This window comes from Aquirufa esocilacus, assembly GCF_042715595.1.
Taxonomy (GTDB): Bacteria; Bacteroidota; Bacteroidia; order Cytophagales; family Spirosomataceae; genus Aquirufa; species Aquirufa esocilacus.
Map to the genome: position 1 here is coordinate 217,093 of NZ_JBBKXX010000002.1, position 18,092 is coordinate 235,184.

Annotated in this window: 17 protein-coding genes and 1 pseudogene; 2 read left to right on the top strand and 16 right to left on the bottom strand. The window is 43.2% G+C overall.

Annotated elements, in window-relative coordinates; translation table 11 throughout:
• Window position 1: 1 nt before the first annotated feature.
• The 4 genes from SKC37_RS06455 to SKC37_RS06470 are packed head-to-tail and all read right to left on the bottom strand — an operon-like array spanning window position 2 to window position 6,257.
• Window positions 2-1,735 (bottom strand): OmpA family protein, encoded by a 1,734-nt coding sequence (locus tag SKC37_RS06455; RefSeq protein WP_377980688.1) that lies wholly within the window; start codon window positions 1,733-1,735, stop codon window positions 2-4.
• Window positions 1,678-2,259 carry an LOG family protein gene (locus SKC37_RS06460; protein ID WP_377980689.1) on the bottom strand — a complete coding sequence of 194 codons (582 nt, stop codon included), beginning with the start codon at window positions 2,257-2,259 and terminating at the stop codon, window positions 1,678-1,680. Before SKC37_RS06460 ends, SKC37_RS06455 begins: the two co-directional genes overlap by 58 nt.
• Window positions 2,252-3,142: a TIGR01777 family oxidoreductase gene (locus SKC37_RS06465; protein WP_377980690.1), complete on the bottom strand. Its 891-nt coding sequence runs from the start codon at window positions 3,140-3,142 to the stop codon at window positions 2,252-2,254. Before SKC37_RS06465 ends, SKC37_RS06460 begins: the two co-directional genes overlap by 8 nt.
• A 1-nt stretch (window position 3,143) precedes the next feature.
• A complete protein-coding gene (locus SKC37_RS06470) occupies window positions 3,144-6,257 on the bottom strand; it encodes a glycoside hydrolase family 3 N-terminal domain-containing protein (RefSeq protein ID WP_377980691.1) in 3,114 nt (1,037 codons plus the stop codon).
• A 135-nt stretch (window positions 6,258-6,392) separates the two neighbouring features.
• On the opposite strand from SKC37_RS06470, the gene tpiA reads away from it, so the two are divergent.
• Together tpiA and SKC37_RS06480 are read left to right on the top strand one after the other, a co-directional pair.
• Complete coding sequence (tpiA, locus tag SKC37_RS06475; RefSeq protein WP_130895523.1) at window positions 6,393-7,154, top strand: triose-phosphate isomerase; 762 nt, start codon at window positions 6,393-6,395, stop codon at window positions 7,152-7,154.
• A gap of 194 nt (window positions 7,155-7,348) precedes the next feature.
• Entirely contained in the window at window positions 7,349-8,029 is a 681-nt protein-coding gene (locus tag SKC37_RS06480) for an HAD family hydrolase (protein WP_377980692.1), read from the top strand.
• Window positions 8,030-8,220: 191 nt separating this feature from the next.
• On the opposite strand, the gene SKC37_RS06485 is transcribed toward SKC37_RS06480, so the two are convergent.
• The 12 genes and pseudogenes from SKC37_RS06485 to SKC37_RS06540 all read right to left on the bottom strand — a co-directional run bounded on the left by SKC37_RS06485 (window position 8,221) and on the right by SKC37_RS06540 (window position 18,089).
• On the bottom strand, window positions 8,221-8,730 hold the full coding sequence (locus SKC37_RS06485; protein WP_377980693.1) for a hypothetical protein: 510 nt from the start codon (window positions 8,728-8,730) through the stop codon (window positions 8,221-8,223).
• Window positions 8,731-8,803: 73 nt separating this feature from the next.
• Window positions 8,804-9,304 carry a hypothetical protein gene (locus tag SKC37_RS06490; protein ID WP_377980694.1) on the bottom strand — a complete coding sequence of 167 codons (501 nt, stop codon included), beginning with the start codon at window positions 9,302-9,304 and terminating at the stop codon, window positions 8,804-8,806.
• An 11-nt stretch (window positions 9,305-9,315) separates the two neighbouring features.
• Window positions 9,316-10,566 carry a hypothetical protein gene (locus SKC37_RS06495; protein ID WP_377980695.1) on the bottom strand — a complete coding sequence of 417 codons (1,251 nt, stop codon included), beginning with the start codon at window positions 10,564-10,566 and terminating at the stop codon, window positions 9,316-9,318.
• Between the two features lie 513 nt (window positions 10,567-11,079).
• Window positions 11,080-11,673, bottom strand: coding sequence for a NifU family protein (locus SKC37_RS06500; RefSeq protein ID WP_377980696.1), 594 nt, complete (start codon window positions 11,671-11,673; stop codon window positions 11,080-11,082).
• A gap of 294 nt (window positions 11,674-11,967) precedes the next feature.
• Window positions 11,968-12,225, bottom strand: a pseudogene (gene rpmA, locus SKC37_RS06505) (50S ribosomal protein L27); the annotation flags it as partial.
• 56 nt (window positions 12,226-12,281) lie between these two features.
• The gene (rplU, locus tag SKC37_RS06510; protein WP_130895529.1) at window positions 12,282-12,596 is read right to left on the bottom strand and encodes a 50S ribosomal protein L21; all 315 of its coding nucleotides are present in this window, start codon (window positions 12,594-12,596) and stop codon (window positions 12,282-12,284) included.
• A gap of 120 nt (window positions 12,597-12,716) precedes the next feature.
• Complete coding sequence (locus SKC37_RS06515) at window positions 12,717-13,886, bottom strand: AIR synthase related protein (protein WP_377980697.1); 1,170 nt, start codon at window positions 13,884-13,886, stop codon at window positions 12,717-12,719.
• Window positions 13,887-13,899: 13 nt separating this feature from the next.
• Window positions 13,900-14,871: a porphobilinogen synthase gene (gene hemB / locus SKC37_RS06520; RefSeq protein WP_377980698.1), complete on the bottom strand. Its 972-nt coding sequence runs from the start codon at window positions 14,869-14,871 to the stop codon at window positions 13,900-13,902.
• 62 nt (window positions 14,872-14,933) lie between these two features.
• Complete coding sequence (locus SKC37_RS06525; protein WP_377980699.1) at window positions 14,934-15,269, bottom strand: helix-turn-helix domain-containing protein; 336 nt, start codon at window positions 15,267-15,269, stop codon at window positions 14,934-14,936.
• Window positions 15,270-15,350: 81 nt separating this feature from the next.
• Complete coding sequence (locus tag SKC37_RS06530) at window positions 15,351-16,718, bottom strand: M61 family metallopeptidase (RefSeq protein ID WP_377980700.1); 1,368 nt, start codon at window positions 16,716-16,718, stop codon at window positions 15,351-15,353.
• The gene (gene recO, locus SKC37_RS06535) at window positions 16,718-17,395 is read right to left on the bottom strand and encodes a DNA repair protein RecO (protein ID WP_377980701.1); all 678 of its coding nucleotides are present in this window, start codon (window positions 17,393-17,395) and stop codon (window positions 16,718-16,720) included. The genes SKC37_RS06530 and recO overlap by 1 nt, the downstream gene beginning before the upstream one ends.
• On the bottom strand, window positions 17,385-18,089 hold the full coding sequence (locus tag SKC37_RS06540; protein ID WP_377980702.1) for a lysophospholipid acyltransferase family protein: 705 nt from the start codon (window positions 18,087-18,089) through the stop codon (window positions 17,385-17,387). Before SKC37_RS06540 ends, recO begins: the two co-directional genes overlap by 11 nt.
• Window positions 18,090-18,092: the final 3 nt, after the last annotated feature.

An 18,092-nucleotide genomic window follows, 5' to 3' on the forward strand; every position in this document is an offset into this window, starting at 1 on the left:
TTTATAAAATTTCTATTTCTACGCGGCGGTTGATTTGGCGTCCCTCTTCTGTGGCATTATCCGCTTTCGGTTTTGACTTACCAAAGCCTTTCGTCCGAATACGAGTCGTATCAATACCGCCTTTTAATAAATTCTCTTTTACGGCATTTGCACGTTCAAGCGATAATTTATTATTGATTTCATCTGAACCCGTGTTATCTGTATGTCCACTAATCTCGATCATGAGTGACTTGTTCTCAGACATTACCTGCAAAATTCGTTTCAATTCAGGCGCAGATTCTGGCTTTAAAGTCGCCTTACCTAGATCAAAAAAGAGGTTATTAATCGTTGCGGTATTTCCTTTTACCAGCGGAACCATCGATAAATCTCGGTCATCCAATTCTAAATAACGCCCTTTCATGGTAGAGAGGTCTAGGTTTGTGGACGCAGGTATTAAACCTTTGGCCTTTGCCGTAATTCCGTAATTCTTACCAAAAGGAAGTACTAATTTATACTTACCTGTGGCCGGATCCGGTTTCGCCTGCCCGAGCACTTTACCTGTAGACAAATCTTCATAGGTTACAGAAGCGTCTTCTGGCACCTTTCCTGTTTGTTGATTTAATACCGTACCGGACATTAAAACCACCGGATCCGAATCTTGTGAAGTAACGGAACGGGTGGATGAATTACCTAATCGGCTAACTCCCATGGCAGCATCCACCGGTGCATTGCCGATTTTTCCACCAGACTCACTACCTCCAGACTCTTTCCCATCGGACTTCGGACTCAGTCCCTCAGTCCCTGAGGACTCCGGACTCTCGACTTCTAGCCGAAATATATCTTTCTTGCCCAGCGACCCTTTCCCTGACATAAAATAAGCATAATCGCCCTTTGCCGCGATGGAATAATACGCATCGTATTCATCGGTGTTGATGGGAAAGCCTAGGTTTTGAGGTTTGCGCCAGTGTTGCCACGTATCATCTAGACGGCGTGTCAGGTAGATATCTTGACTTCCTTGGCCTCCAGGACGGTCAGAAGAAAAATAGAGCGTCTTCCCATCAGCTGATAAAAAGGGCGTTGTCTCCGAGTATTTTGTATTAATCTCATCGCCTAATTCGAGCGGGCGCGTCCAGCGGCCCTCCTCAAAAAAGCTTACAAATAAATCGTCATCTTCGCTGTTCTTCTTGCGGGCAAAAGCAAGCAAAATCGCCTTCCCATCCATCGTCAGATACCCGTATTCATTCTTCCCTTTGCTCATCTGCTCGTAGCCAGGGATATCGACTTTTACTGGGACAGTCCAGCCGGCAGTTGTCTTATTAGATAGGGAAAATCCACGTGTTTCGTACGCGCCATTTACATAGGCCCCTTTTAGTAGAATCGTTTGGCCGTCTGGCGAAATCGATAAAATGGTATTGTATTGGTCGCGGTTCAAAACCTCTGAAAGTCGTCTTGCGGTGCTCCACGTGTCCCCAACTTTTTCAGAGAACCAAATGTCCTGGGATCCTGCAATCGTTTCAGATCCTTTCACACCATAGCGGTTAGCTGGGTGACTTTTACGACCAAAATACAGTGTTCTTCCATCCGGCGAAATTACCGGATTTAGCTCCGAAAATTCTGAATTCACGGCAGAACCTAAGTTCTCCGGGGCTTTTTGAGCCATCAGAAATTCCGAAATCAATAAGAGGAACAACAGCTTTCTCATCCCACGTAAATCCACTTCTTCTCCATCTTCTCTGGCTGATACGCCATGATCCAATCCGCTAATTTATCCGGATCGGATTCCACTTGCAGGGCATCCATATTCGGTTGCTTTAAGAATCCTTCGTCCACCATATGCTGAATTTGCTTTAACTGGTGGTCAAAATAACCATTAATATTAAACACCGAAACCGGCATCTCATGTAGGTCTAATTGCTTCCAGGTTAGAATTTCGAACAATTCGTCCAAAGTCCCAAAGCCGCCCGGCATCGCAATCACGCCATCCGCCATATCGGCCATCAAAGCTTTGCGCGTATGCATCGTATCAGTTACGTGCAATTCAGGCAAGCCTTTGTGCTTCACTTCCCAAGGTTCCATGAATTGAGGAATCACACCAATGGCGTGTCCGCCCAAGCGCAAGAATTCATCCGCTAAGACGCCCATCAAACCTACACTTCCTGCGCCAAAAATCACCTGACAACCATGTGCGTGTAAGGCCTGTGCTAATTTCACTACTTGTTCCGCATAAACCGGATTATGGCCTTTCGAAGACCCACAATAAATCAATATTTTTTTAGACATGTACTAGCTCTTTTAATGCTTCATCGAAGCGGACAAAGGTAAAGGAAAAGGCTGCGTCTTTTTCAAACTTCGCCGAAGACACGCGGCTACCTCCCAGCACTAAACAGGCCATCTCGCCTAACACCAGGCGAAGTAAAAAACCCGGGATGGAGGGCAAGAAGAAAGGCCTGTGCAAGGCTTTGGCAATTTGCTTATTCATTTCTCCTGCTCGAATAGGCTCCGGAGCTACGCCATTATAGACGCCTGAAAGACTTGAATTTATCAATAACTCGTTAAATATTCTGACTAAGTCGGTAATGTGAATCCAGGATTGCCACTGCTTTCCCGAGCCTAAATTAGCTCCTACATAATACTTGATCGGCTTCGAAATAACGGGGAAAATCCCACCTGCTGTACCCATCACTAAGCCGATGCGGACTTTCGCTAATCGAATACCTAAGGTGGCGATTTGGTCGACCGCCTCTTCCCATTGTTTGGTACAATCCGCCAGAAAATCCAAGCCCGCAGAAGAGGTTTCTACACATTCTTGCTCACCTGTATCAGCCCCGTAAAAGCCGATGGCAGAAGCAGAAACAACGGTCTTAATGGTATGAGGAATAGTTGATAAAGCCTGGTATAAAACCGCGGTGCTTCGCACGCGGCTGTTAATTAATTCTCTTTTGCGCGCGGCAGACCAGCGTTCGTCCGCGATGCCCGCCCCGGCTAAATGCACAATTGCATCTACGCCTTCGAAAGCCGCTGGGTCGATGTAGCCATAGGAAACATCCCATTGGAAGTCTCCGCCAGATCGCGATAAAATCACCACCTCGTGGCCCTGAGTCAGCAAAAATTGCTTCAGCGCACCGCCCAAGAAACCTGTACCCCCCGTGATGAGAATGCGCATATTAGTTTCCTTTTTTAATCGCTTGGTAAATCACTTCATTGATTCCCGTGCGAATGTTCATATCCGAAATTTTGGAATTATTCCGCGTCGGATACACTCGATTCGATAAGAAGACATAGACCAAATCCTGCTTCGGGTCAATCCACGTATAGGTTCCCGTAAAACCAGAGTGACCAAAGCTCTCTAGACTCGCCGAAGCGGCCGCAGAAACGCCCGCCTTGTTGCGATCCACTTTATCAAATCCTACCCCACGACGCGCATTTTCAGCCGCACTAAATGGATACGAAGTCCACTGTTTGATGGTCGATTCTTGAATGAATTGCTGACCACCGTAATAGCCTTTTTGGAGGTACATCTGCATCAATTTCGCTAAGTCATTCGCATTCCCAAACAAACCGGCATGACCTGAAATTCCATCCAATAAGGCAGCGCCCTCATCGTGTACCTTTCCGTGAATTAATGTCTTGCGGAATAATGAATCATATTCCGATGGCACGATACGAGTCAGTGGAAAATGTTTTTCTGCCTGATATACTAAAGTAGACGCCCCCAAAGGTTTGTAAAAAGTGTCTGAAAGGAAATCTGTCCAGGGTTTCCCGGACATGCGCGGCGATTCTGCTGGCAATAAATAATAGGACAAATCCGAATACACATATTCTTTCTTCTCGCGCAACGGACTCTCCTTAATCGCTGTCATAATCTGCTCTTTTAAGGTTTTGTGTGCCCATAAAGTAGGCGCCACTTGCGTAGGGAATTCTTCGGATTGCGCATAAGACAAGGTGAATGGTTTCCATCGGGTCACATCTTTCGTGATGTCCACAAATTCTTTCCACATGGCTTTTTGGTCCTTGATATTTTTCTTTAATCGTGCTTCGCCAGACGCTGGGCTCAAGAAACGTTCCAAATACTTGTACTTCACATCGTCCTGCGTGTATTTAGCTTGAAATTTCTTGCTGTGAAAAATCATATCGGTGCTGTCCACATAGTCCATCCAGAACGGAATCCACGCTTTCAAGCGAGCCTGATGCGTTAACACATCTTCGTATAAAAGTCCTGATTTATTCGATGTAGCAAAGGAGGGAACTAGCTGCCCCATGGTCGTTTTCAAGGAGAATTTACCCTCATCTTGCCATTTCATCAAGGCAGGAATGGACGTAGAAATCTTGGTGATAGAAGCTAAATCGAAGATATCAGTCGTCTTTAATGGAACAGTCGTTTCGTAAATCTGGTTGCCAAAAGCCTTGTGATAAATGACTTTCCCTTCTTTGGCAATCAACACCACCACACCCGGAGCGCCCTTCACCGCAATCGCTAATTTCGCCATCGAATCCACTTTTGCATTCAAATAAGCAGATGAAATGCCCACCGCTTCTGGAAGCAAATTGTATTGCAAACGCGCTAAGGAAGTCGTCGTCACACCCATTCCCTGCTTATAAATCGCATTCAAACTAACCGGCAATTTCCCCGTCGCCGGAATCGCCCCAAACACAATTTCTGCCGCCGCTTCCTGCTGCGCTATTCCATCCTGATAAGCGGTCATCAAGGCTCCCGCATTCTTCAAACTGTCAAATTGTGTTAAGGTATTCACGTTCGCATAATGAATCGCCACCGTTTTAGACGTGGCAAAACGATTCACCAAAGACTTTAACTTAGGTTTCAAACTATAATTATTCGCCGGACGAATCGAAATACTGTGAATCCCCATCAACACCACATCGTAGTTTTTCAAGGTATTTTCGATGCGCGCAATCGTCGTATCCGCGCTCGTCTCATCCAGGTAGAAATGAGGCATTTCGACGTAGTTGTTGGCCATTTTTTGGAACTCCGTAGGGAAAGCAGCGCCATATGCCGGCTTACCGATAGCCAAAGTAGCAATACGTGTTTTATCTAAGGCTTTAATGGGTACTAGCTCGCCCGGATTCTTGATTAATGTGATCGATTTCTCCGCTAATTCACGGTTCAGTACTTCACTCTTAATCGGATTCAAATCCTTGAGTAAGTTCTCCACGACGATCGGTTCGTAGTGGGCAAGTCCCGCCCAGGCTTTGGCATGTAAAATACGTTTAACCCGCTGATCGATATCCTCTTGCGAGATTTCGCCGTTCGTTAACGCCTTTTTAATCGCGTCAAAAGCCGCCGGAACATCCACAAATGTTTCTAAAATATCATTACCAGCCAGGATCGCCTTCACGTTCGCCGTACCTTCTGGGAACATCTTCGTCGCCCCTTTCATGTCCATCGCATCCGTAAACACGAGGCCTTTAAATTTCAATTCATCGCGCAATAAACCGGTCACAATCGGTTTCGAAAGTGTCGAGGCTAACGACTTCGTGGAATCTAAAGCGGGTAAATTCAGGTGAGCCACCATCACGCCCTGCAAACCGTTCGAGATCAATTCTCGATACGGGTACAATTCCAAACTATCCAAGCGAGCACGCGAGTGATTCAAAACCGGAATATCAAAATGAGAATCTACGCCTGTGTCGCCGTGGCCTGGAAAATGTTTCGCTGAAGTAATAATCCCGGCTTTTTGAAGCCCTCTCATATAGGCCAAAGACTTTGCCGTCACATCCTCCCGGTTCTCCCCAAACGAGCGGAAATTAATCACCGGATTCAACGGATTATTATTCACATCCACCACAGGAGCATAATTAATGTGCACACCCATTCTTCTACATTGCTCCCCTATTTGCAGGCCCATCTTCTCGATCAAGGCCATATTTCCTTGCATCGCGCCTAAAGTCATTTGGTATGGAAAACGAAACGTTGAATCCAAACGCATCGCCAATCCCCACTCTAAATCCATCCCGATAAACAGCGGAACTTTGGTTCTATGTTGTAATTCATTGACTAGAATAGCCTGCTTCACCGGATGCCCTTTAAATAGCACAAAGCCTCCCACATGGTAGTCTTTCACAATCGAATACAAACGCGTCGTGTCATAGGTATCCGCCACATTTCCACGGGGCATCAACATTTGACCGATTTTCTCGTCTACACTCAAAGAATTGAAAACGGAATCCACCCATTTTTGCTGGGTATGCGGGAATAAATCCTGTGAAAAGGCCTGGAAACTTAAAAGGAAAAGCAGTAATCCGGTGCTGATTTTTTTCATAGCAAGGTTAACATTCATATAAGGTGTGAAAATACGCTAAATGTGGGAATCTTCTGAAATATCCGGCCTAATTTTTCGTGCTAATTTTCATTCCACCGAAAGCATTCGTAATTTTAGGACTTAAATGATGAACGTATGAGAAAAAAAATTGTTGCAGGTAACTGGAAAATGAACAAAACGGCGCAAGAAGCATTCGTTTTGGCTACTGAAGTAGCGGAATTAGTGAAGTCTAGCGTTTCCGCGGATGTTCAGGTGATTATGTCGACACCGGCTTTGTATTTAACAGGTGTAAATCAAGTCATTGAGGGCATTCCAAATTTAGCCGTTGCAGCCCAAAACTGCCACGAAAAAGCGTCTGGCGCTTACACAGGAGAGATTTCTGCTCCCATGTTAGCTTCTGCTGGCGTACAATATGTCATTTTAGGACACTCAGAGCGTCGTCAATACTTCGCAGAAACCAACGAGCAATTAGCGGCTAAAACAGACGCGGCTTTGGCAAACGGCTTAACGCCTTTATTCTGCTGCGGCGAAAGTTTAGAAACACGCGAAGGCGCAGATTTCTTAGGCCACGTAGCGCAACAATTAACAGAAAGCTTATTCCACCTTTCAGCGGAGGAATTCAGTAAAGTGGTGATCGCTTACGAACCCATCTGGGCAATCGGAACCGGTTTAACCGCTTCTTCAGATCAAGCACAAGAAATGCACGCCTTTTTACGTGCACACATCGCTAAAAAATATGGCCAAAGCGTAGCCGACAGCATCTCTATCCTTTACGGTGGAAGCTGCAACGCGAAAAACGCGAAAGAATTATTCGCTTGCCCAGACGTAGACGGTGGTTTAATTGGTGGCGCTTCTTTGGTTGCGGCTGATTTTATTACGATAGCTACTTCTTATTAAATTTCAAAGCGTCTCGCTTTGAAATTTAAAGCACAAAGAATAGAGCATAAAGAATAAAGATGGTTAAAAATGGGGCTTCGGCCCCATTTTTGTGTTTAGAGAAAAGGTTAGAAAAAACATTTCATATACGCGTCGCCTGCGACGCCTCAAACTTTATTCTTTGTGCTTTATGCTCTATTCTTTATTTTAGCATCATGGAACACGTAATCGCATTCGACGCAGACGATACCCTTTGGGTGAACGAACCCTATTTTAGAGAGACAGAAGACAAGATCTGTGCGCTCTTGGAAGATTATTTACCCGTCCACACCACCGGTCAAGAGTTGTTTAAAGTCGAGATGAATAATCTCGCACTCTATGGCTATGGGGTCAAAGGCTTTATGCTTTCCATGGTCGAAACGGCTATTCAAGTTTCCGGCGGAACAATGGGGCTGGACGGAATCGAAAAGATTCTGAACTTAGGCAAAGAACTACTTGAAAGAGATATTGAAATTTTACCCGGCGTCGTCGAAGTTCTACAATCCTTGCAAGGCAAATACCGATTAGTCGTGGCCACCAAAGGTGACCTATTAGATCAACAACGCAAACTCGCTAAATCTGGCTTAGAGCAATATTTCCACCACATCGAAATCATGTCGGATAAGCAGGAAAGCGATTATTTAAAACTAATCAAACACCTCGATGTCGACCCCGCTCATTTCACGATGATTGGCAATTCATTGAAATCAGATATCCTACCTGTCCTTGCCGTAGGCGGACATGGAATCCACGTTCCTTTTCATACAACTTGGGCGCACGAAGTGGTTTCGCATAAGGTGGAGCATGAGAATTTTAGAGAGGTGGAAGATTTACGATTAATTTTAAATTTCATTTAAAATTAATCGTAAAGTAAAGCACAAAGAATAAAGCATAAAGAATAGAGGTTGCATCGCCTGCGGCGATAACCTTCGTGAAATGTTTTAAAGCATTTCATAAAACATAAAAAACGGGGCCTCGGCCCCGTTTTTTATTCCAACTTTATTCTTTGTGCTTTCAGTTGATTAAACAGTCATTATAGTTTCAAAAGTCACATAAAACTTTCTTCCATCGTCTTGTTAGTCAAACTTTTGTATGCGCGGATCAATACAACATGTCCAGGGTATTTCATCATAAAATCTCTTAATGCATTAAAATTATGCTCTTGGGTTAGTATTGCCAATTCAAGTTCTTTAGGTTTATAATTCGGTTGAATTTGGCCAAATAACACTGGGAGAATATACCACAAATATTTAATTCTATTCTTTTTCAGCCAAGGAGCTTTTGCGTCATGAACATTCGCTTCTAAAATTTTCTTAAACTTATCCTCTAGTTCTCCTGCCAAATGAAGATTTGTGACTTTTCCTGTTTTTTCAACTTTAATTACAATCCAGGCTGATTGCAGTTTTATTGTAGAATCAATAATTAACCCTTTTGTCAAGAATGATCGTAATTTTTCTGATTCAACATGTTCATATATTTTTTTATAATTTAATTTGCTTTTCTGTGCCTGGCACAAGGTTGCAAATAAGAGCATAAAAGTGATAAATGTGTATTTCATTTTGTATCTGAATCTCTCTAAATTAAACCTACTTATAAGTTGTAATTCATATTTAAAATTTGATGCGATAAGGTCACATATATACCTCCTGCATTCTTTCATTAGTTAATCTTTTAAGAGAATGTAGAATAATAACGTGCCCTGGTTCCTCCACAATTAGTTCTCCTAAAGCATTAAGGTTGTAGTCATGTGTTAAAACGTTTAACTGTATCTCTTTAGGAGAATAATTAGATTGTATTTGGCCGAATTGCATTGGTAAAATATACCATAGGTATTTTTTTTTATTTTTTTTCAACCAGGGTGCTTTGGTGTTGTAAATATTAGATTTCAAAACATTGACAAATTTTTCATCAAAGAATCCATTTACTTTGATTTCAGATACTTTACCCGTTTTTTCAACTTTGATAAATAGCCATCCTGATTGAAATTTATCAGTAGAGTCAATAAATAAACCAGAGGTAATGTGCTCGTATAAATTGTCACGTTCAATATTAATTGGTAAAATTTTGATTTTTTTTTGCGAGAAAGCTGTAAATGAGAGCGTTGCAAAAAATAATAAGAATATTTTTTTCATAACAATAAAATTTAGTTGCAAGAATGACCAAAATAAAATTTCAAAAGCGCATCTTCTATTTCAATATCAGATGATCTTCGAAACGAAACGATTTTGCCGTATCCATCAGCATTATTTGATACTCCACGTAAAAATATAGTTTCTGCTTGATCTACTCTAATATTACTATACATGGAATGCAAAAATTCACTGGCTGGTTTAATATATTCACGTAACATGGTCGTGTGGTCGATTTTTTCAGTTTTTCCAATTTTAGCATGCAATATTTCATGAATTATAACTGCAGCAATATATTCCTGTGATGCCTGAGAAAGTGAACTGTCACTTAACTTAATTGTATTGCTACTTGGATAGTAACCACCATCTAATTTATGTGTTTTATCGTCATTCCAAATTACTGGTTCGTTTGAGAAATTTAAATTGAAAGTAGGGCTATTGACAAAATTTTTAAGGATGTCTCCAATTACTCCATGAAAATTATGCGTTTTTAAGTTAGTTAAAACCTTTGAAAAACATGGATTGGTAAAGTTGTCTTCGAATTCTGTGTAATTATAATCAACAAAACCATACTGAGAATTACCCCCGACATAATTTCCTGCAGTAAAGTAGCCCGCTTCAAAATAATAATTAAAAGTATTCATGTCGAATCTGGTATTCCCAAAATAAAACCCACCCCCTCCTTGGTTTAATCTGGGTGCACTAATAGTAACGTTTTCTAATAGAATGCCGAGTATTTCTTCAATAAGCATCCAATCTATCGGTGTATCAAAATTCATTTCGCGCATTGGTGTAGCCTTTCCTTTAGGAGAGGACGCAGTTTTCTTTCTGATAAATCCAGATCTTAACGTTTTCCCCTCAACCGTCTGAATCACGATCTCCATATCAGTGTTATTCAATAGCGTATAGGATTTATACCAGCCGTACCTTTTACCATCTAGTTCAAAAGTAATAAACTCCTTTAACCCTGATGCCGTCTTCACAGGAGCAACATACCCTTTAATGCTATCAGTCAGCATAATTGGAATGGAATTATCCCATTCTATTAAATTAGCTTGATTTAACTTATCATTTTTAGTAGCCCATTCTTTTAACACCGAAGTGTTCTCCACTGAAGCAGGGCGTACTTCATCTAATGTAGCCTCCTTACTACATGAATTCAACAACAAGAGAGAGAATAATCCGAATAACAGTTTGAAAAAACCTTCGGGTGTTAAATGAATAACTCGAGATTCACTTAAGGTTAATGGTACTTTGTTATCCATAATAAAAGATGTTTTATCTAAATCTTAGCTAGGCCAAAATAGAGAATGGTGAGATCATCCATTAGTAGGATGATTAAAACAAATTATGATGGGGGAGAACAGGATTATTGTAACAGAAAAATTTCAACAATACGAAGTAAAATAAGTGGTTGTCTATTCTGAATTGAGTTTCACCACTGGATTAAAAGTAACCTTATTAATTGAAGAAACAATTACAATCAAAAGAATGAATGAAGAATATCAGTTATCTGGTATTTTTAAAAAGTGCTAGGTTCATAGAGCAAAGTTAGCTTCGCCTGCGGCGATAACCCTCGTGAAATGTTTTAAAGCATTTCATAAAACATAAAAAACGGGGCCTGAGCCCCGTTTTTTATTCCAACTTTATTCTTTGTGCTTTGTGCTCTATTGTTTAAAAAAAGAGTAGAGATTAGAGAGCATAGAGAAGAGATAAAAATTCTCTACTCTATCATCTACAATCTATACTCTCTACTCTCAAAATTTCCTCCGGAAATTTTAAACCCCTTCCGCCACCACTTCCTTCACACCCGGAACCATACGCGTTAATAACGCTTCGATTCCCTGCTTTAGGGTCATGGTTGATGATGGGCAGCCAGAGCAAGAACCTTGCAATAAAACCTTTACCTGACCTGTTGCTTCGTCAAATGAGTGGAATGTGATCGCGCCGCCATCGGATTCTACGGCTGGACGAACGTATTCATCTAGAGCTTGCTTGATTTGCTTGATGGCTGGCGTGTCGTTAGACTGGTCGTCAGCGATCGTTGCTTCTGGTAGAGAGAAAACGGGTTGTTTCTCCTCGAAATATTTCTTTAAATAGGTCTTGATCCCAAATAACTCATCTTCCCAAGCCACTGACTCGGATTTTGTTAAGGTGATAAAGTTGTTCGTGATGAAAACGCGGGATACGAAATCAAATCCAAAAAGAGCGACAGCTAAAGGTGAGTTTTTCTCCTTCGTTAATCCGTCTGCTGGTTGGGTATAATCGAATGACATGCCTTCCGGTAGTAATTCCATATTGAAGACGAACTTCATGGAATGTGGATTAGGCGTAGATTCGGTGTAAATATGGATAGTTGAAACTGTATTCATGAGGGGTATTTTAAAATCTAGAACAAAGGTACGGCCTATTTGGTTTCCAAAAAACAAAAAAACCCGGCATTTTCATACCGGGTTTTCTATGTCTAAGGAAGAAGATTATTCAGCTTTCGCTGCTTTCTTCGCTGGTGCTTTTTTCTCTGCTGCTGGAGCTGCTGCTTTTTTCGCAGGAGCTTTCTTAGCTGGAGCCTCCGCTGCAGGAGCTGCTTCTACTGCTGCCTCAGCTTTAGGTGCTGGAGCTGCTTTCTTAGCTGGAGCTTTCGCTGGTGCATCTGCAGGAGCTGCATTAGCTGAAATAGGTAAAACGTGAACGAATGAACGTCCTTTGAAACCTTTTTGGAACTTAACAACACCATCCGTTAAAGCGAATAATGTGTGATCTTTCCCGATTCCTACGTTTAAGCCAGGATTGTGAGCAGTACCACGTTGACGAACGATGATATTTCCTGCAATGATTGCTTGACCTCCAAATAACTTAACGCCTAATCGTTTTGAATGTGATTCGCGACCGTTTTTGGATGATCCGGCGCCTTTCTTATGTGCCATGTTATTATTTATTTATGCGTTCCGAAGAATCGCTTAGTTTAAGACTTATTTTACCCTTATTTAAGGTTAATTGATTCAATCAATACTTTCGTCAAATCTTGACGGTGACCATTCATTTTTTGGTAGGTCTTTCTACGCTTTTTCTTGAAAACTAAAACTTTCTCGCCACGAACGTGTGCAACAATTTTAGCTGTAACAGTGGCTCCAGCTACTGTGGGAGCTCCTACGGAAATCTTTCCGTCATTGTCAACAAGTAATACCTTGTCGATAACCAGTGCAGCGCCTTCTGCTCCCGCTAAACGGTGAGTGTATACAGAACGGTCTTTTTCTACTTTAAATTGCTGCCCGGCAATTTCTACGATTGCGTACATTTTTACTGTATTTAAGTGAAACAATCCCACGAGGCTAGTGATTCAAGACAAATGAAAAACTTTTAAAAGCCTTTTAAATGGGGGTGCAAATCTAAAAATTAATTCGCTTAATAGCAAACACTATTCATAAATAAATTCTCCGTAAGGGCTGCTGATGGTCAGCTTCTTAGTCGCTGAGGCTTCTACGCGGCCCACGATTTGGGCAGGAATACCAAAGGACTGGGAGATGCGGATGATTTCATCCGCGTGTGCTGGATTCGCATAGACTTCTAAGCGATGGCCCATGTTGAATACTTGGTACATCTCTTTGAAGCTGGTTCCGCTCTCTTTTTGGATCAAATCAAACAGCGGTGGAATCGAGAACAAATTATCCTTAATCACGTGGACATTGTTCACAAAGTGCATCACTTTCGTCTGCGCTCCGCCGGAACAATGCACCATTCCGTGCAAATGAGGACGTAATTCTGTTAGTAAAGCTTTCACCACTGGCGCGTAAGTACGCGTAGGCGAAAGGATTAATTGACCTACATTTAAAGGAGTTCCAGGAACCGCTTCCGTTAAGTTGCGAGAGCCAGAATACACTAAATCCGAGGGAACGGATGGGTCAAAGCTTTCTGGGTATTTATTTGCTAGGTATTTCCCTAACACGTCGTGGCGTGCGGAAGTCAAGCCATTGCTGCCCATTCCGCCGTTATAAGTCGTTTCGTAATTCGCTTGGCCGTCAGAGGCTAAGCCGATGATCACGTCTCCTGCTTGGATATTGCCGTTTGAAATAACGTCTGAGCGCTTCATACGACCGATAACCGTGCTGTCCACGATGATTGTGCGCACTAGATCACCTACGTCTGCCGTTTCGCCGCCGGTGGAGTAAATGCCGATGCCGTTATCGCGAAGCATTTGTAATACTTCTTCCGTTCCGTTGATGATTTCGGCGATGACCTCGCCTGGAATCAAGTTCTTGTTGCGACCGATGGTGCTGGAAAGCAACATTTGGTCCGTCGCGCCCACACAGATTAAATCGTCTGTGTTCATCACTACAGCGTCTTGTGCGATGCCTCGCCAGACGGAGATGTCACCCGTTTCTTTCCAGTATAAGTAGGCCAAAGAAGACTTCGTCCCCGCCCCATCCGCGTGCATAATGTTGCAATAGTCCGCATCACCGCCCAAGATATCTGGAGAGATTTTGCAGAATGCCTGCGGGAAAAGACCTTTGTCTAAGTTCGCAATGGCTTTGTGAACATCTTCTTTCGAGGCAGAAACACCTCGTTGCATGTAACGGTCTGACGACATCGTAGGATCTATTTTAGGATAGTTTTAATTGGGCAAATTCTTTGGCAAAATAGGTCAAAATAACCTGAGCTCCGGCGCGCTTCATTGAAAGCAAGCTTTCTAACATCGCTTTTTCGCCATCGATCCAGCCGTTTGCTGCGGCCGCTTTGACCATCGCATATTCGCCTGAAACGTTGTAGGCGGCGATCGGTAAATTCGTATTGTCACGGAGTAGAGAGATGATGTCTAAATAGGCCAAAGCCGGTTTGACCATCAAGAAATCGGCTCCTTCTAATTCATCTAATTCTGCTTCACGAAGGGCTTCGCGGCTGTTTGCGGGGTTCATTTGGTAGGTCTTTTTATCGCCAAATTTAGGCGCAGACTCTAACGCATCGCGGAAAGGTCCGTAAAAAGCAGACGCATATTTCGCACTGTAAGCCATAATGCCCACATTCGTGAAACCGGCATCGTCTAACGATTCGCGTAAATAACCCACACGACCATCCATCATATCCGATGGACCGATCAGTTTTGATCCCGCCTGGGCTTGTGCTACGGCCATTTTAGATAACACCTCTAACGTTTCGTCATTCAAAATCTCCCCGTTCTTAACGATCCCATCGTGTCCATCCGAACTATAAGGATCCATCGCCACGTCCGTTAACATCGAAATCTCTGGAAAGCGGCTCGCCACGGCATGAATGGCCTCTAAATACAGGCTGCCTTGGCGGTGCGATTCTGTCGCTAGCGAATCCTTGCGGTCCTCAGCCACCTGTGGAAAAAGCGCGTAAGAAGTAATTCCTAGATTCAAACACTCCTCGATTTCTTTCAATAAAAGGTCGGTCGTGAAGCGGTAAATGCCCGGCATCGATTTGATTTCAGTTTTAGTAGCAGAACCATCCATCACAAAAAGAGGGAAAAGTAAATCCTTCACCGAAAGGCGATTTTCCTCCACCATCGTGCGGATAGCGGCACTGGAACGGTTACGACGCGGTCTATTCAACATAGGAATTGATTTTGAACCTGCAATTTAGGCATAAGCCCTGATTCCGCAATGAAAAAGGGGGATTAAAGGAGGCGATCGTTCAAATCTCGCAATTGCTCTTGAAGGTCGCGAACTAAACCTACGTAGGCTTCAAATTCGTAGCGCGAAACCGGCGCAAGTGAACCTCCAGGATCAGCGAAACCAGAAAAACGGGGATAGTCTTTTGGTTTAAAAAGCAAAGATAAATCGACTTCTAATACTCCAGCAATTTGCTTCATGCGGCTCAAGGAGGGATCCGTTAGGCCGCGCTCAATTTTAGAATAGGCAGATAAAGTGATGGCTAGTTCAGTGGAAACGTAGTCTTGGCTAAAGCCTTTGTCTAACCGAGCCTTTCGAATTAAAGTAGGGAAATCTTTCATTACGGTAAAATTCCTAAACTCTGAGGAAAAAAATTAGCCCTTTAAAAGACAAAATATTTACTATAAGGAAATAATACGCAATTAAATTGCGCTTTTCTCCCATAAGATCCAGCCTTTCGCACTGTCTTGATAGAAGTTCAAGCCTGATTTTGCAATAATCGCCTGTAAATCTGTAGTAATATCTATTGATTTTTCGACATAGTCTCGGAAGAAATCCGCTAACGACTCACCATAAATTTCTTCACAGATTCGGATGAAATCAGCTTTTGAATAGCCTTTTTTCAAATTGCCGAACTCCGCGTTCATGGCCAGCATCACATCGCGCAGAGATTTGCCGTTTTTTGCCTGTAATTTCAGGTCCAAAGCCAAAGCGACCACCGCTCCCTTGTAATAAATCGAAGCGCGCTTGTTAGGTAAACTCGCCCCGTAGCCATCCAGCCACAAGTCGATCGAACTTTCCTCTAGCGACTGCTGCGCATTCGCATCGCGGTCAAAATGTAACTTCAAGTTCCCTAATAAACCGGCGAGGTATTCTTGCCGGGTCCAAACGCCCGACTCATACAAAAACCAATCCCCAAGATAGGTCGTAATTCCTTCCACGACCCAACCGGTAGAAAACGGCACCTCTCGGTCGTATGCATAAGGGAATAGTTCTTTAGGTCGTATCGTCGCAATGTTCCAAACGTGAAACAATTCGTGCGAACCTAAGCCAATCAAGTCTTCGTAGGCATCGCGGTCCGGCGGGCCCATCACCATCATCGTGGATTTCGTGTGCTCCACGCCGTGGTAATAAGGCGTAGGACAAATCCAAAGCATATAGTGGTATTCTTTGACGGAGAAAGAGCCCATCCAGTCGAGCTGGGTTTGGGTGAATTTTTCGTAGGCGTCTGTCAGTTTTTTCGTCAAAGCCTGGCGCGATCCCACCACATCGATGGCGAATTTCACACCATTGCATTTCCATTTGTGTTGAAAGATGGCTGGCGCGGCGATGTAGGGCGAATCCACTAACTCACGGTATTTGCCACCGTTTTTAAAGGTGCAGGCACTCTGCCAGCCGGCTGGTTTTTCGATCTGGATTTCGCAACGCACGTTCTCGCGACCCTTTACATATAAAAGACAATTGATGAAATTGATATAAAGCAAGTCGGGCTCCACCACTGATCCGCCTGCATCGGGTTGATTCGCATAATAGCTGTAACGGATTTCAACTGGTTCCGATGCTTCTAGTTCCCAGGTGGAAGAGGCTGTTTTAGTAATTTCAATTTGAACACCCCCGCTGAATGCCTTTAAAATAGGAATATTTTTCGCAAAGTTTTGAGCCTGGTAGCGGCCCGGACGCCAAATAGGCAGTTGAATCACCTGTTTGCCCGGTTTGTGAGGGGTAAACTGAAAGGTTATGTCCAAGTAATTCGGCTGCGCCGAGGGTTTCAGTGCGTACAGATTTGGCATTAGGCTAATACTTCTTGTAGGATTTGCAAGGAACGAATCTCTCCGAAATTTTCCATGTGCAATTGATAATAATTGAGCATTCCGGCTAATAATTCTTTACGCTCCGACCGGTGCAACACGATGGGGTGACCATAATCGGCTTGAATTAAGGCGTCTAGGCCTTGGAAAGTGGGAACGATACAACCTGCAGCTTTTAATTGCTGGTAAAACTCCGCGGAGGTGCTCGCCCCAAAGCCTAGAAAAGCCGCCAGCTGCCACAAAAATTGTAAATGGAAATTTTCGAAATGTTCTGAAGCACGATCCAGATATTGCATAGATTGGCTTAAAAACTCGAACAAAACAGGATTCGCCTCCTCTTCTTTTAAAACTTTACTCAACACTTCGGAGAGAAAAAGGGCAAGAGAGGACTTCGCAATGTCGAAAGGAATGGCTTGGTAGGGGAAGAAACATTTAGCTTCAGAAATCCGGTGTAAACCCTTGCCTGGCTTGTGGTATACCTCTAAATCCAATAAGGTGAGGGGTTGAAAGAGGGCCATTTTATGCTTGGCTTTGGCAGAACGCACCCCGTTTTCGATGTAAGAGCTGATCCCCATTTCCGCGGTGTACACGTTCACTAGGATCGAGGTTTCCCGATACCGCATGTAAGAAATGACAATGCCTTGGGTTTTAGTTAGCATTTGGGTCTGCCATCGGAATACCAGTTTCGTCCGAAATTCGCTGTAAAATTTCTTCGATTGTATCTGATTCTTTGAAGCGAATCGGATCTTTAAATTCCACGCTCAAGGTCGTGTTACGCTTCTTTAAGAAGAAGCCTTTCTTGTCAAAAGCGCGGCGGAATCCATTGATTTGGACAGGAACGACGATGGGATTTGCTGCTTTAATTAAATGCGCGGTCCCTTTACGCATCGGGGCAAAGGCGCGAGTAGTACCTTGGGGAAAACTAACTACCCAACCGAATGCAAGTCCTTTGCTTACTTTATTTTGTGCTTCTAAATCGACCTCTCGTTTTACATCTTGGCCATGTGCTCTCCACGAGCGATTGACTAAAATAGCACCGGCTAATGAAAATACCCTAGGTAAAAAACCATCCTCCTTCATCGTTTCTGATGCCGCCACATAAAAAAGGCGAGAACGCGGAGCTAATAAATAGAATGGAAAGCGAATGCTATTATTCATACGCCATTTCACGGAGAAGAAGATGTGGTAGAGACAAATCACATCCATGAAATAGGTTTGGTGATTCGAGAGGAACAAGACGCCTTCTCGGGGCAAATCTTGAATCTTTTCCGTGCCTTTAATCTCCGTTTTATTGTAAATACTTAATCGAGCAAAGGTCAACCAACCTAGAACGAATACAATGATTCGTTTCATCCC